The sequence below is a fragment of the Acinetobacter sp. 102 genome (assembly GCF_037028485.1).
Classification (GTDB): Bacteria; Pseudomonadota; Gammaproteobacteria; order Pseudomonadales; family Moraxellaceae; genus Acinetobacter; species Acinetobacter higginsii.
Genome location: NZ_JAZEZK010000004.1, coordinates 62893 through 78103, shown reverse-complemented (window position 1 = coordinate 78103; position 15211 = coordinate 62893). Strand labels below are relative to the sequence as shown.

Below are 15211 nucleotides of genomic sequence, written 5' to 3'. Positions count from 1 at the left end.
AATTGTATAGCATAATACTACTATATTTCTAGATATGCGTACTGCTCTATTTTAAACATTTTCTAAATTTTATAGTTATCCCATCAATGAACTGAACTAATAGTTTTAATATTATAGGTTGATTTCCAGCCAATATTTAAGGTTAAAAAATTAGTTCTTTTATCTAATTGCGATAATCACAAAAGGATCAAAGATATGGGCTACTTAACATCTAAAGAAATTCGCCACAAACTCAAAAATTGCTCTACATCGACTTTATGGCGTTACCAACAACCTAATCAAAAAATGTTCGAGCAACCAATGCCTCAACCTATTAAGAAATGCGCTGGCTCTACTAGCCTTTGGGATGAAGAAACGTTTAACGAATGGCTAATCAAATATTTCAATAATAACCAAATGAGTAATCTGTCTAGCTAGACAGATTACTTAATTTTTTCCACCATTTTTTATAAGCCTTCGACATCTCTTTTTGATAATCATAATAGTCATATGTCCCCTGTTCCCCAGGCATCACATGACCAACCATCAGTTCCGCAACATCCCTACTTGTAAACGCACTGAAATTTGTCCTTGCTGTACGCCGTAAATCATGCATAGACCAATGATCCATTTCAATTTTATAATTCTTCCTTGCAAATTGCATGAAGTTATAAGGGGTATCTGTTGGCCCACTACGCCCCATTGGCTCTTTGCCATTTTCATGTGGGAAAATGTATTCAGAATTACTCAAATCCATTGCAGACTGAAGCCACGGTTTGATCTCATCAATAATAGGTCGAACAATGTCCCCTTTACTTTCTCCTGTCTTATGATTTTCATACGGTACTGTCCATGTATTTTTACTAAAATCAAAATCTGATTTCCGTGCAAGCCTCAACTCACTATATCGATTACCATAAAACAAACATAACTTGAGAAATAAAACATTCCTTAATGATGTTCTAGACTCATCACAAATTTTAAAAATTAAAGACAACTCATCATCTTGTAATACTCGAACAGTTTTATTTTTCTTAATATTCAAGTCACGCTTTCCAGTGATATGTCTTATGGGATTTTGCTCAATTAATTTTCGATTAATCCCCCAATCCAAACACTGCTTTGTATTAGTAAGAATGCGATCAGTTATCGATGGCGACTGTTTAAATTGCTCTTCTAGTAAATCTAACCACATATGTAATGTGATTTGCTCAGCAGGTATGCTACCTAACTTTGGGAAAACATAAAGTTCAAATGATCTCAAATATTGATCTGCATTCTTTTTATTAGGAATACTATATTTCGCATGCCACTCGCGAAATAACGCTTCAAAAGTTATAGCCTCTGTGATCTTGTGAAGCTCTACTTTTTTATGAATACGTGGGTCATGTCCCTTTTCTAAAATTGCTTTCATTTTCTGCAATTCAATACGAGCCTCTTTAAGGCTCATATTTGGGTAGGTTCCCAAGTCTAAACGAGCTTGCTTATCGTTATATCGAAAACGCATCTGAAAAGTGAGTTTTCCTTTTTGCGATACACGAACGCTCAATCCATCTTGATCAGACTCTGTATGTATAGCTGAACGTTCACGATCTAGATTCTTCTTAAGCCACGTATCTGTTAAAGGCATTTTACTCCACCTGTGTACATATTTTTTTTCAAATAGAAAATTCTAGAAAGTGTGTACACACATATGTACACAAACATACTGACTAGACTTGAAATCTATTGAATGGGGTTGAAAGATATACAAGATAAAGAATATCAATATTTTTATATTTTTACAGTACTTACAATGCTTTTATTATCATATTTGAAATAGGTTGAATGGGCTTGAATAGATATCAAATATTTGGGTGGGAAATGATCGCAAAGGTGCGACGTTGGGCAACTTGTGCCGCTAATTCATCTTTAAACATGCTAAAAATCTACAATTTGTGCACCCATGTGTATCTGCAAATGATGGCAAGAACAGATGGCGTACGAAAGAATTTAAAATTGGCGCAATTGTAGCAGATTTCTAAAATATATTTTTCGATTGTTGATATGTCTTCATTTTCCTTGACGCCTCACCTATTAATCCCCACAACTTTAGCTCTCATTAAGCTACTCAATAAAAAACCATCCTCAGATGGTTTTTTATCTCAATGCGTTTAGAGCTCATCCCCTAAACCAAAGCCCCCAAATAAGGGAGACTCTGTATCCGTTTCCTCTCCCAAATCAAACCCTCCAAAAATCGGTGGCTCAGATGATGCTGTTTCTGTCTGCCCTGAATCCGAACCATTCTCAGCTCCATGATTTGAACTAGGTGGAGCACCATCTCTGGTTGAGGGATATTCATCTAATAACAAAATTGTACTTAAGGCTGCACACTGTGTCCGTGTACTTACATTTTCATCATCATAATTTGTTGGATACAATTGTTTAGCATATTGTGCCTGATAGCTTGCCGTCCAATTTTGTAAAATGTTGGGTAAATTAAATGAATAATAATAGGTTCTAGACTCATTCGGTTGATAGGTATTCACCGTCTCATCATTTAAGCAATAATCGGTTTGCGTCTTTTTCGATGTTTTGCTACCCGTTAATTGAAAAGCAGCTTCGCAACTATTGATATATTCATAAATTGGGGCTGATGTCTTATTTTTAACCACAACTTGTATTTTATATCTCACTCTTAAATCATTATGAATACTTAAGAGATCCATTCTATCGCCCATCACCATAGGGGGAAATGGAGCATAATGACGCACAAATTGAATCGTCCTTTCCACACCACCACAATTCTGTGTAATGGGATTTGGATAGGCAACCGCATATTCTGCATCTTCTTCCATACGATCGGGTTTAACATCTGATTGAGGTTTGGGTACAGGACTCTCGGTTCCAACAGAAACACCTCCTGCCCCAGTTCCAGTCCCCCCCAGACTCACCCCTACACTAAAATTACCATTTTCATCTTTGCAGCCAGTTAAAATCAAAACCCCAACCAAGATAAAGGAAGGTTTTAAATTTAGGTGTCCCATAAAATTTTCTCATTAAAATTTATTATCAATATTTGACAAATAACATCCTATTATCTGTTTTCTTGTCGCACTGATATTTTAACAGATACCCAAATAGATAATACATTTTAATTACGCCAAACCTCTATTATTTAAGTGATTTTCATAAAAAAAGGGGCTGTCTTCATGCTGATAAAGAACAACCCAAGAGGAACATCTGTTCAAGAGAATCTAAGTTGAAGTTTTGCCAATCAATAAAACTTAGCTTCTCTTTACTTTATTATTTTTATTCGTCTACCATGTTATCTATAGTGATCAGTTAGAAGGCATAGCTCAGACCAATACGACTACCGACCTCATTTCCACCCGCATAGCCAACAGAACCACTCAGTGAAACACGATTTGCAAAAAATGAAGTGACCAAACCAACAGAGCCCGCAGTTTCACCCTCGAAATGCCCCACACCCGCAAACAATGCAACTTGACCAGAGCGAATATTCGGAACTGCTTGTTGCGCAGCTAATGCAATCGCTACACCACGATAAGCACTTTTCTCAATATCATCCAAACGACGAGTTGCTTGATTGATACGACCATCCAGACGGTTGACTTCTGCTGTACGCGCTGCTGCTTCTGCATCAATACGTTGACCTAATGCGGTATCACCAGCAATACGTGCATCTCGTTCAGCATTGACTGCTGTGATACGTTCAGCTTTGGTAGTTACATCGCCTGCAATACGATCTACCGTTTCTTGTGCATCTGCATTGGCACGAAGTACGGCTTCATTGTCAATCGCGATGATCCGAGCATCTCTCTCTGCTGCATCCCCTGCAATACGAGCTTGTTTTTCTGCCGCATCTGCTGCTACACGAAGTTTTGCTTCATTGTCAACGGCTGCGATACGTGCATCTCGTTCAGCATTCACGACTGCAATACGCTCTGCTTTGGTCGCTGCATCACCTGCAATACGTGCATCTTTTTCGGCATCATCTGCTGCTGCACGAAGTTTTGCTTCATTGCCAATTGCTGTTGAAAGGGCAATATCCGCATTAGCACGTTCTTTAGCTTCATCATCAACTGCTTTCTGACGTGCTACAACCTCGACCGCAAGTTTATTGGCTAAATCTTTATCGCCTGCGATACGTTCAGTTTTTTCAGTCGTCAGCAAAGTATCTGCATGATCTATCAGTTGTGCGCCTGCGCCAATTTTAGCGATTTCACGGTTAAGCTGTGAGACGTTAATCGCATCCAGATTGTCTACCCCATCCGCCACTTGGGTAATACGGCGAATCGCACCACCTAATAAACCGCCAACACTGACCGTATTCTCACCACTTGCGCCTTGGCCTTGTGTATCAGAGCCATACCCAATCGCAACAGAGTTTTTATCATCTGCAATCGAAGTTCCGGGAACACCTGCTGTCGCACCAACTGCGCCGCCACTGCCCGAACCCAACTGCACGGCATTCTCAACATTCCCTGTCGCATGACTGCCAATCACCACAGAATTTAAGCCAGAACCCGCAGATTCAGCCCCCATACGTACCGCATTTTGACCACCTGTCTCTGCGTTATAACCAATTGTGGTTGCATTTTCAGCATTTGCCCATGTTTGGCTACCAACCGCAGTTGCTCCATTACCACCACTAGCCCATGCCCAATCACCCAAAGAACTCGATTGGTTACCACGGACTTCACTATGCCCACCAACCGCAGTCGCATTTTCATCATAGACATTCTGGCTATTACCTACAGCAACGCTATTTGCTTTGTTTACATTAATTCCCGTGCCAACAGCTGTACTATTAGTATCATTTGCATTGATCCATGAACCTACTGCAATACTGCTCTCACCTCTGGCATGGGCCTCAGCACTTATGGCGATAGAAGAATCACCTGTAGCTTCATTGTTTGTACCCGCAGCAAAACTATTTTGCCCCATGGCATTACTGTTATAACCAATCCCAATACTGGTGTTATCTACGTCATTGAGTTGACCCAAGATAATACCGTTGGCTGTAGATGGAACATTGGCATAATTCGTTTGCCCACCCATTGCATTACTCAAACCAGAGCCTGTTCCTGTTGGCCCTTCCCATACGGGTGCTGCATAAGTATGGCTTACCATCAAGGCAGCAGCTATTATTGATAATTGAAAAGTTTTTTTCATTACATCATCCTTTTATTATGACTAAATCTCACCCAGTCTGTATCACCAAGTACGACTTAGTTCCCTCCGATGACATACGCTACGCCAGCACGACCACCCACTTTTCCACCATCAGCAACCCCAAATGCACCACTGCCTGAGAAACGGTCACTAAATGAAGTCACAGCACCCAATGCACCTGCTGCTTCCCCCTCGTAATAACCAACACCACCAAACACGGCAACTTGACCTGGTTGAAGGCTTGGAATTGCTTGTGAAGCGGCCAATGAAATGGCAATACCACGGTTTGCTGTAGTTTCAACATGATCTAAACGTGTATTTAACTGATCCACACGACCATCTAGGCGTTTGACTTCTGTGACACGGGTTGCCGTTTCGACATCAATACGATTACCCAATGCCGCATCACCTGCAATACGTTCAGTTTTCTCAGTATTAATCGCTGCAATACGTTCTGCTTTTTCGGCTGCATCCCCTGCAATACGAGCTGCTTTTTCAGTTGCATCTGCATTCGCACGTAAGGTTGCTTCATTATTAATCGCTGCAATACGAGCATTTTTCTCAGCAGTATCCCCTGCAATACGGTCTGCTGTTTCTTGTGCATCTGCATTGGCACGTAGAGTTGCTTCATTATTGATTGCTAAGATACGGGCATCTCTTTCAGTATTAATCGCTGCTGTACGTTCTGCTTTTTCGGCTGCATCCCCTGCAATACGGGCATTTTTCTCTACGCTATCCGCATCGGCACGTAAGGTTGCTTCATTATCAATCTTCACTTGTAAAGCATCATCACCTGCAATACGAGCTGCTTTTTCATTGTTCACTGCTGTAGTACGGTCCGCTGCTTCTTGTGCAATTTTGCCATCTAAAAGCGTATCACCTGCGATACGGTCAGCTTTTTCAGTATCGATCTTGGTATTAATCGCATCTAAGTCTGCTTGTGCTGGCGCATTATTAATTTTGGCAAGCTCTGATTTTAACTGTTGAACGTTTACAGCATCATTATCGCCAATACCATCAGCCATCCAAGTCATTCGACGATTCCCAAGTGCAACGGTATTTGCTTCATTATTGACCGTATTTGCACCGATAGCGACTGCACCCATTGCCGTTGCTTTTGCACCATTCCCTAGTGCAATCGCCCCTTCAGCACTGGCTTCTGTGGCATTACCAATCGCAATCGAATTAATACCGCTCGCTGCTGCACCACTACCTGTTGCAATGGCATTTTCTGCGGTCGCTTGTGCCCCATAGCCTAAAGCAGTGGCTTTTTTTCCAATCGCTTGTGATGTCGAGCCTAGGGCAGTCGCACCTTCACCATCAACAATGACAGAGTCACCAAATGCACTAGCCTGATTGCCTTTGACATCAATATTGCCACCGACTGCCGTAGCATTATTATCTGCAATGGTGATTTTATTTCCAACCGCCTGTGAGGCTTGTCCATTTACAGTAAGATCACTACCGACTGCCGTAGCATAGTCTTTATCTGTGGTGTTGCCACTTCCGAGTACAGTAGAGCGAATGCCAGTTGTACTGTTGCCATTTCCGATAACAGCGGACCAATGTCCGTTTACTGTGTTTCCTGTACCACCAGTGAAACCTTCATTACCTGTTCCAGTATTGTCTGTACCCACTACAGTTGTATTCGCCGCCGCATTATTTGTACCGACAACCGTTGTATCTGGTCCAGTCGCCGTATTTCCTGTCCCGATGTTTGTTTGGGCTGCGTAGACATTCGCGGCCAATAATGAAGCTGCTATTACCGATAATTGAAAAGTTTTTTTCATTACACGTTCCCTTCTAAATAATATCTATCTTATTGATAAGTTTAAATTTTAATAAAGATTTTATTTAAACTCACAGTTAAGCAAAGCAATTCAATAAAATCAATTTATATGTGTAATATGCACATATTTAAAAAGCTAACATAGACTACAGAGATGCGCAAGAGTTGACCAATTTATTAAAATTAGTGAGAAAATCAACACAAAACTATGATTTAAATAAATAAAATAAATTAATTAAGATGCTTTAAAGAAGAGTGAAATAAAATTTTTATAAAAAATATGTTCAATATGTACATATTTTATTTTTAATGGTAAATTTCTCAGCACAATGATCTTTACTACGCTAGCCGACATGAATACCTCTTTCTAAGTACACCGACTCAAGGTCCCATAAAATAGTAAAGGAGCTTTCGATAGATTCATGCGAGCATATTCATTAGATCTTCGTGAAAAAGTGATGGCTGCTTATCGCCAAACAGAGCATAAGTCCAATATCTGTAAACAATTTGATATTGCAAGATCAACTTTAGATAAATGGATCATGCTTGAAGAAAAAACGCAGGCATTAACTCCCTTACCTGCGATTCGCCACGGGCGTCCCTTTTCGATCAAGGATATGAAGAGTTTTGAGGAGTTTGTAAGAACGACAAAGTTTAATCAGATTCGTGATCTGATTGACCCTTTTGAACAAAGATTTGGTTATAAGATTTCCTATTCAGTCCTCTGGAGAGGACTGAAAAAAATAGGCTGTATTAAAAAAGAGAAGAAGCAATAAAGAACATTCTATTTGATCTATTTTTATTCATCGTACTGATAAATTCCAAGGCGGAATCTCTTATTTGCATCCGAAGACTGTTCATCATTCTTACAATGGTCTATCGCAGCTGAGACGATTGCCTTGGACATCATATTCCATAAATCAACACTCAATTGATTTAATTTCTCAACAGATTCTTGCGTTAATTCGTCCGCAAAAATTGCCTGCTCAAGAAAGTTTTTATTCTTGGTTAAATTACCAATACCTGCAGCAAGATGATCTGAAATATTCTGCGTAAATAATTGTTTACTTTCATCAGCTTGCGGATTTGGTGTAAAACTTGAATTTTGTAGAATGACCTGATCATGTTCTTCAGCAACAATCCCTAAACGCTTTAATTCCAATAAAATAGATTTCGGATGTTTTTCTGAAGAAATTTGTTTGACGATACTTTCAAAACTATTTTCCTCACCCTGAAATGGAATTTTCAAAGGCAGCTTCTGGTTAAGCCACATTCCGACAACACGTGCAGGCACGCTGATGGGTAATTGTAAGTTGAATTGATCTACTGGAGCATATTCACCATGCGTCTGGCAAAAGCTACGCACATCACGGCGATTTAACCCAGATAATAAACTAATGGCAGAATCTGTTTTCTTTTGCTTGATTGCATCTAATTCTTTGATCGCTTCATTATAAAACAGTGCTTTTAATGCAATACTAAATTCGCTATAACCAATCCCAGACTTAATCAGCCAATGAATCAACTGAGGCATAATACTGACAACATGCTCTAGTGTCGTTTCAGTATCGTGAGACAACAACATGTCTTCTGAAACGGTTAGAACCAATGCGTCTTTCCCCATGTAAACTCCAATATTAAGCACGACAGACAGACTTATCGTTACAAATGAGATTGATCCGTATTTTTATTCTAGCTGAATTCATCAATATAGAGGATCAAAATTGTAGCCTTTTTTTTAAAAAAATTTTTCAACTTTTTACTCGGTAGTAAAATACATAAAAACTTATATTTATTTATCAGAAGATTATAATTACAGAAAAATAATTTACAGTTACCTTCAACACAGAAACAAGATCAAAAATCATCCAGCATAGAATATCCAATAACATTGAAGCTGCCTTGTGATCCATTTCCATTATGAGCACGGTGTATTGATATCTTCTAAAGCAAAAATATGCTGGATACCAATCTCATCACTGCAACATGTAAGCGCTTAATTCAAAATTTCAATATCAGAATCAACGGCTTTAGCTTAGGTCATTATTTAGTTACTATGTGGACAATTTAAGAAACTATCTCATCTTTTCTCACCGCCAAAAGAGTAAAAATATGTCACAACAAGATTATGAAAATGGATTAAAAGTTCGTACTGAAGTGATGGGCGAATCCTTTGTCAAACGCGCACAGGATAATACCGTACCTTTTACGCAAGCATTACAAGACTGGATCAATGAACATGCTTGGGGTTCAACATGGCAACGTGAAGGTGTTTTACCGCGTAAATATCGCTCTCTTGTAACCATCGCTTTCTTAACGGCACTGAAAAGTCCAACCGAGCTGAAAGGGCATATTCGTGGTGCATTGAACAATGGCGCAACGGTTGAGGAAATCCAAGAAGTGTTATTGCATAGCTTGCCATATTGTGGCGCACCTGCAACACAGGAGGCTTTCCGAGCAGCGCTAGAAGTTATCAATGAATATCAGATGCAATAAGCTGTGACTAAATAGAATCACGATTAAAAAGACCTCATCGTTGGTAAGAATTTCATTCTTGAAAAAAGTCCAAAGCATAGAAGACATGCTTTGGACTCATTCATTTAAACAATAACTTGAAATTTAAAAATTATTGCTTAAATCTTTCAAGCCATCTACATAGATCCCAGTAAATAATGAAATCACCTCTTCATCACTGACATTTACAGGGGTAAAACGCCCTTTCCATTCCACAATTGAAACATTCGGTTTATCTGTTTCCAACACGGTAATCGTAGACAGATAATCAACGATCGGGAATGGTGCCTTGATAATTGAGTAACTATAAGTACGTTGTTGCTGATCAAAAGCTTCTAAACGCTCAACCACGTTGCCGCCATCTGCCAAAATCAAGCTACGAACACGAGCGCCTTCGCTTAATTCGCTTTTTGCAACAAATGGAAGCCAGTCTGGTAAGCTGTCAAAACCACCTATTAGTTGCCAAACTTGTTCGGGTGAAGCAGGGATTTCTAAAGTAGCTACAGCATGAGCCATGAGTTTTCTCCGTATATTCAGTAAATTAGTTAGTTAACTTAAACAAGTGTATCGACCACACCGCCATCAACGCGTAACGCGGCACCCGAGGTTGCAGAGGAAAGTGGTGAGGCGATATAGACCACCATGTTGGCGACTTCATCCACTTCCGCTGCACGTTGAATAATTGAACTTGGACGAGACTGTTTAACAAACTCATCAGCTTGTTCACGTGTACTACGCCCTGCCTTTTCTGCGGCATCCGCCAGCATATTTTCTAGACCATCAGTAAAAGTTGGCCCAGGCAAAATGGCATTTACAGTTACTCCCGTACCTGCTAAACGCTTAGCCAGGCCATGTGAAACTGCTAGATTGGCACTTTTAGTCACACCGTAATTAATCATGTCACCCGGTATGGCTACACCAGACTCAGATGAAATAAAGATGATTCTGCCCCAACCTTGCTTCACCATTGATGAAGCATAATGTCGGGCTAGGCGTACACCAGACAAGACATTGACTTGGTAAAAGCGCATCCACTCATCATCAGGCACCTCAAAGAAATCAATATCATTAAAGATTCCCAGATTATTTACTACGATGTCGGCCTGAGGTGCAGCTGCAAATAAGACGGCTGCGCCCTGTTCAGTGGTCAAGTCAGCTTCAACTCCGCGTAGACTTGCCTCTGGAATACTTTGACGAATATGTGCAATTGCTTCATCTACACCAGCTTGTTTACGGCCAACAATAACCACCGTAGCACCCGCAGAAGCTAGACCTTTGGCAATACCTAGACCAATCCCTGAAGTTGAACCACTTACTACGGCGACCTTATTTTGAAGATCTAATTTCATGATAAAGACTCGCTGTGGAGGGCTATCGCCCTCCTTGATAAATTAACGGATAGGTAAAGGTGCAAATTCAGATACAAGGCCTTGGCGACGCATTTCATCCCAGAATGCAGCAGGAATAAGTAGATCTAACGCAGCTAAATCTTCTGCCATACGTCCTGGACGGCTTGAACCTGGAATCACAGCAGCAACAGCCGGGTTTGCCAAAGAGAACTGGAGTGCAGCAGCTTTAACATCTACACCATAACGTTGTGCAATCTGGTTAATCTTGGCAACTTTATCCAAAATTTCTGATGAAGCTTTTTGATATTCAAAATGTTCACCACCCGCCAACACACCTGAGCTATAAGGACCACCAACCACAATATCTACATTTTGGTGAAATGCTTCTGGCATCAAACGTTGTAAGGCACGATCATGGTCAAGCAAGCTATAACGACCTGCCAATAAGAATGCATCCGGTTGCGCTTCAGCTAAATCCAGAGTCAATTCACATGGTTCAACACGGTTAACACCTAAACCCCATGCTTTGATGACGCCTTCTTCGCGTAAACGGGTTAGAACTCGGAAAGCACCAGTACGAGCAATGTTGAATTGTTCTAGCCAGCTATCACCATAGAAGTCTTGAGCGATATCATGAATCCAGACAATATCAATACGGTCTGTTTTTAAGCGCTTCAAGCTATCTTCAATTGAACGGTAAGTTGCATCGGCTGAATAATCATTCAGGATTTTATTTTTTAAACCATGTTCAAAAATCCCACCTTTATCGCCTAAGTCACGTGATGCCGTATCTTCTTCTTCATCCAACATGATGCGGCCGACCTTGGTACTCAGTACATAGTCATCACGTGAGTATTGAGATAGCGCTTCACCCATACGAATTTCTGAAAGACCTGAACCATAAAGTGGTGCGGTATCAAAATAACGTACACCTAAGTCCCAAGCGGCGTGAACTGTTGCTTGAGCTTCTTCTTCAGGAATATTACGGAACATGTTACCTAGTGGTGCACCACCGAACCCGATTTTTCCTGGAAGTAAGTGTTTAATTGCCATGATATTTTCCTCAATTTATCTATGCTCTCGAACAGTGTTCTTAAGCGAATAACTGTGGCAGTTTTTCGGACTGCCTTTGCGATGAGGAAAATATAACTTGATCACTTCTGACATGATAGGACATAATTCGACTAACTTGAGTCCCTTAAGGTCTTACATGATTGATTTACGCCAATTGAAGTATTTTGTGGTGGTTGCCGAAGAAGAACACGTTGGCCGTGCTGCTGAGCGCTTGTACATCTCCCAGTCCCCACTGAGCCGTCAGATTTCTCAGTTAGAAGAAAAGCTTGGGCTTATGCTATTTGAACGAAATCAGCAGCGTATTCGTTTAACTTCTGATGGACAAATTTTCTTGGATGAAGCTCGTGCGCTATTAGCACATGCCAAGCGCTTAGAATCCTTGGGGCGGCGTTTAGGTTGTGGTGAAGATGGGGGTTTGTGCATTGGTTATATTGAAAATGCGATGTATGCCGGTGTGCTGTCAAATACCTTGAAATCATTACGTGATTCTCGACCTGATATACATATTGCACTCTATAATCAAACCAGCTCAACTCAGTTTGAAGGATTAAAGCAACGTAGTTTGGATATTGCGATGGTTAATTACCCACCTGACCAACTTGATGTAGATTTATGCTATACCCAAGTTTTAGATGATCGCATGTTGCTTGCTTTACCCGAACAGCATCCGTTAGTAAATAAAACTGAGCTGGAAGCAAGTGACCTTGATGGTATTGCATGGATTTCTGTCATTCATGAAGAAGATGCCCATTCACGTGATGACTTTATTAGTGCTTGTGCCAAAGCTGGCTTTACCCCAGACATTAAACTTGAAGCGGGGGCACCTTTAACTGCTTTAGGTCTAGTTGCAGCAGGTTTAGGACTCACCTTAATTCAGCACAGCTTGAGAAATCACGTTCCTGATGGTGTGGTACTTCGTGAACTCCCATGGATGTCCTACAACACTCAACTTTGGGCAGTTTGGCATAAAGCTAATTTACGTCCATTGGTGGTTTATTTCCGCCAAATGCTGACCGAAAAATTCATTGTTCCTGAAGAAGAACATTAACATTAATGGTAGCTTTGCTAAAAATAATGATTTTTCACGATCTCGATAAAAGCATTTGCTTCCTCATGATCAATATGTTGGGATTTGACTACACCTACATGCAAATCGAGAGAGAAATCATTTAATTCAATGATCTCCAACCCATCATGATTAACTATAAATTTATCAAATAAAGCTTTTGGATAAATACCGAAGCCATCACCATTCAAAATACTTTGTAATTGCAACTCAACTCCATAAATTTCTTTATTGATATAAAAACCTAACTTTCTTTCATATAAAAGTTTGGCTAAGCTTTCTCTAAAACAGCAATTTTCAGGGTGGAGTACCCATCCACGCTTACTACATTTTTCTAAACTATTATATTTATAACAGTCTCCTTTTCGAGCAACGATAACTAAGGGAAGCGTACCAACGTCAACAAAAGAAACTGAAGCAGCTAAGCTCAGGGTAGGTGGTAGCATCAACACCGCTAAATCAATTTCACCCGCATGAACTTGCTGAATAAGACCACTCCCCCATCCGCTATAAATATCAATGTCGTAATATGGATTAATTTTGTTGGATTCACTCATGACTAAGTCCAACAGATCATCAATCAATACTTGTGCAATACCAATCTTTATATTTTTTTTAATAATTTCACTACTTTCAGTATGAAAATTTTTGAGTGACTCAAACTGTCGCAATATAAAGCAACTTTTAAAATAAACCTTTTTTCCTAACTGGGTTAATTGTAATGGTCGTGTACCTCGATTGAACAAAACACCTTTAACAATCTCTTCCATATTAAAAATGCGTTTTGTCACCGTCGACTGATTGACGCCTAATTTCTCGGAAGCGACGGTAATAGACTGATGATCAGCTACATATATAAAAGTTTTTAAATCCCTAATATCCAAAACTTTATACCTCAGATCGAATTACTTTAAATACTTTCTAAACTGGCAAGGCGAACATCCAGTCCATCCTCTAAATGCGCGTGTAAAAGCACTGTGCTCCGTATAACCCAATGTATATGCGATATCAGACAAACTCACATTTTCATTTTTTAATAAAAACAAGGCTTTTTCATGTCTTTTTTGTTTAACTAATAATTTAAATTCTTCGCCTTCACTTCTTATTCTTTTAGATAACACCCGCGGTGTTAATCTCATTTTTTTTGCTACTTTAATAAGATAAGGTTCTCCTTCCGATAAAATATTGCTGATTTGAATATTCACTCTACCAATAAAATCTATCTTATCCTCACTTTTAAGTGGACAAGATGCAAAGAAAGCCTGCATACATAGTTCATCGAACTTTTTGCAAATCGTAACTGAGTCAAATAAATCACTGGTATATAAGGCATATTTATAGGAATCATCCAAGTCTGGTTCAAATATAAAGTGAGTATTCTCAACAACTAAACGATCTGTTAAACATTTAAACCCATCTAACAGGTCTTGCCCAATAAAATTCTGATTTAATATTTCACAGCGATAAATTAAAACAATGCGAAAATGATCCAAAGACAAACTATTAATTAAAGAAAAAAACTTATCTATCTCCAAGAGAAAAAAAATTACTGCATGCTTTAGATCTTTATTTCCGACTTCAATAATATGCAGTCTTATATTTTTTTCACAATGTGAAAAAGTATGAAACATATTCTCCATCTCATATTTCAACTCTTAAGAGCTTATCAAACCTTGGTCTTATTTTTTTGACACTTTATATCCTATAAATAATCATTTTAGGAAAATTAAACAAACAGGTCTTTCTTCTCCTGTTTGTTTAATTTAATTTTTGATCTAAACTTGCTAGTTACAAATAAATAATCACATGATTGTCTCTTATCTTTAAACGATAGTGTTCTGACACTCATCTCCTTTCCATGATAAACGCTCTACTTTATATTTCTGATCAAAATCAATACGTAACTGGCAACGTTTGTAGTCCTGTGTATTGGGTACGCGAATATCTAATACATAGTTCCACGTTTTGACTAGCATCAATCCTTCATTGAAATGTGGATTTCCTAAAATGTGGCGAAGCTGATCTTTATTCATTCCCACACCTAAACGCGCAACGTCATTCATTTCATAACGTTTAACCAATTTCAGATAACTTTTATCGACTTCCGGAAAAGTAACATCCTGTGCATGCATGGCATCTGTTTTGCTATGTGCTTGGCTCGGCAATACAGCACCCAATAAGCTAATCATCATTAAGGCTTTCATCTTTTTCATCTCGATTCTCACTTATTATTGTTTAAGTCAGGCAGAACCCTAAACGGCT

Annotated in this window: 15 protein-coding genes and 1 pseudogene; 4 read left to right on the top strand and 12 right to left on the bottom strand. The window is 39.4% G+C overall.

Annotated features, from left to right (window positions below; translation table 11 throughout):
- Positions 1 to 195 precede the first annotated feature (195 nt).
- A complete protein-coding gene (locus WA352_RS05220; RefSeq protein ID WP_005206861.1) occupies positions 196 to 417 on the top strand; it encodes a hypothetical protein in 222 nt (73 codons plus the stop codon).
- Here WA352_RS05220 and WA352_RS05215 read toward each other — a convergent pair.
- The 5 genes and pseudogenes from WA352_RS05215 to WA352_RS05200 form a co-directional block, all read right to left on the bottom strand.
- The gene (locus WA352_RS05215) at positions 410 to 1609 is read right to left on the bottom strand and encodes a tyrosine-type recombinase/integrase (RefSeq protein WP_004890115.1); all 1200 of its coding nucleotides are present in this window, start codon (positions 1607 to 1609) and stop codon (positions 410 to 412) included. The genes WA352_RS05220 and WA352_RS05215 overlap by 8 nt on opposite strands.
- 220 nt (positions 1610 to 1829) lie before the next feature.
- Positions 1830 to 1898: pseudogene (locus WA352_RS21830) on the bottom strand (hypothetical protein); the annotation flags it as partial.
- Between the two features lie 234 nt (positions 1899 to 2132).
- Complete coding sequence (locus tag WA352_RS05210) at positions 2133 to 3005, bottom strand: hypothetical protein (RefSeq protein ID WP_033133792.1); 873 nt, start codon at positions 3003 to 3005, stop codon at positions 2133 to 2135.
- Between the two features lie 298 nt (positions 3006 to 3303).
- Positions 3304 to 5157, bottom strand: a complete 1854-nt coding sequence (locus tag WA352_RS05205; RefSeq protein WP_033133791.1) for a YadA-like family protein — start codon at positions 5155 to 5157, stop codon at positions 3304 to 3306.
- A gap of 56 nt (positions 5158 to 5213) precedes the next feature.
- Complete coding sequence (locus WA352_RS05200) at positions 5214 to 6947, bottom strand: YadA-like family protein (RefSeq protein ID WP_033133790.1); 1734 nt, start codon at positions 6945 to 6947, stop codon at positions 5214 to 5216.
- Positions 6948 to 7368: 421 nt separating this feature from the next.
- Between WA352_RS05200 and WA352_RS05195 the strand changes: the two genes are divergently transcribed.
- On the top strand, positions 7369 to 7722 hold the full coding sequence (locus WA352_RS05195) for a transposase (RefSeq protein WP_033133789.1): 354 nt from the start codon (positions 7369 to 7371) through the stop codon (positions 7720 to 7722).
- Between the two features lie 23 nt (positions 7723 to 7745).
- On the opposite strand, the gene WA352_RS05190 is transcribed toward WA352_RS05195, so the two are convergent.
- Positions 7746 to 8570 carry a hypothetical protein gene (locus WA352_RS05190; RefSeq protein ID WP_033133788.1) on the bottom strand — a complete coding sequence of 275 codons (825 nt, stop codon included), beginning with the start codon at positions 8568 to 8570 and terminating at the stop codon, positions 7746 to 7748.
- A gap of 488 nt (positions 8571 to 9058) precedes the next feature.
- Between WA352_RS05190 and WA352_RS05185 the strand changes: the two genes are divergently transcribed.
- On the top strand, positions 9059 to 9442 hold the full coding sequence (locus WA352_RS05185; RefSeq protein ID WP_336141447.1) for a carboxymuconolactone decarboxylase family protein: 384 nt from the start codon (positions 9059 to 9061) through the stop codon (positions 9440 to 9442).
- Between the two features lie 123 nt (positions 9443 to 9565).
- On the opposite strand, the gene WA352_RS05180 is transcribed toward WA352_RS05185, so the two are convergent.
- Genes WA352_RS05180 through WA352_RS05170 form a run of 3 tightly spaced genes read right to left on the bottom strand, consistent with a single transcriptional unit; the run spans position 9566 to position 11862 of the window.
- On the bottom strand, positions 9566 to 9976 hold the full coding sequence (locus WA352_RS05180) for an SRPBCC family protein (RefSeq protein ID WP_033133786.1): 411 nt from the start codon (positions 9974 to 9976) through the stop codon (positions 9566 to 9568).
- 38 nt (positions 9977 to 10014) lie between these two features.
- Positions 10015 to 10809: an SDR family NAD(P)-dependent oxidoreductase gene (locus WA352_RS05175; protein WP_033133785.1), complete on the bottom strand. Its 795-nt coding sequence runs from the start codon at positions 10807 to 10809 to the stop codon at positions 10015 to 10017.
- 42 nt (positions 10810 to 10851) lie between these two features.
- A complete protein-coding gene (locus WA352_RS05170; protein WP_005205364.1) occupies positions 10852 to 11862 on the bottom strand; it encodes an aldo/keto reductase in 1011 nt (336 codons plus the stop codon).
- 157 nt (positions 11863 to 12019) lie between these two features.
- Between WA352_RS05170 and WA352_RS05165 the strand changes: the two genes are divergently transcribed.
- Complete coding sequence (locus WA352_RS05165) at positions 12020 to 12931, top strand: LysR substrate-binding domain-containing protein (RefSeq protein WP_033133784.1); 912 nt, start codon at positions 12020 to 12022, stop codon at positions 12929 to 12931.
- Positions 12932 to 12948: 17 nt separating this feature from the next.
- On the opposite strand, the gene WA352_RS05160 is transcribed toward WA352_RS05165, so the two are convergent.
- From WA352_RS05160 to WA352_RS05150, 3 genes are all read right to left on the bottom strand, one after another.
- Positions 12949 to 13833 carry a LysR family transcriptional regulator gene (locus WA352_RS05160; protein ID WP_005312104.1) on the bottom strand — a complete coding sequence of 295 codons (885 nt, stop codon included), beginning with the start codon at positions 13831 to 13833 and terminating at the stop codon, positions 12949 to 12951.
- 21 nt (positions 13834 to 13854) lie between these two features.
- Complete coding sequence (locus WA352_RS05155) at positions 13855 to 14580, bottom strand: helix-turn-helix domain-containing protein (RefSeq protein ID WP_033133783.1); 726 nt, start codon at positions 14578 to 14580, stop codon at positions 13855 to 13857.
- Between the two features lie 192 nt (positions 14581 to 14772).
- Entirely contained in the window at positions 14773 to 15162 is a 390-nt protein-coding gene (locus WA352_RS05150) for an outer membrane protein assembly factor BamE (protein WP_005312102.1), read from the bottom strand.
- Positions 15163 to 15211 lie beyond the last annotated feature (49 nt).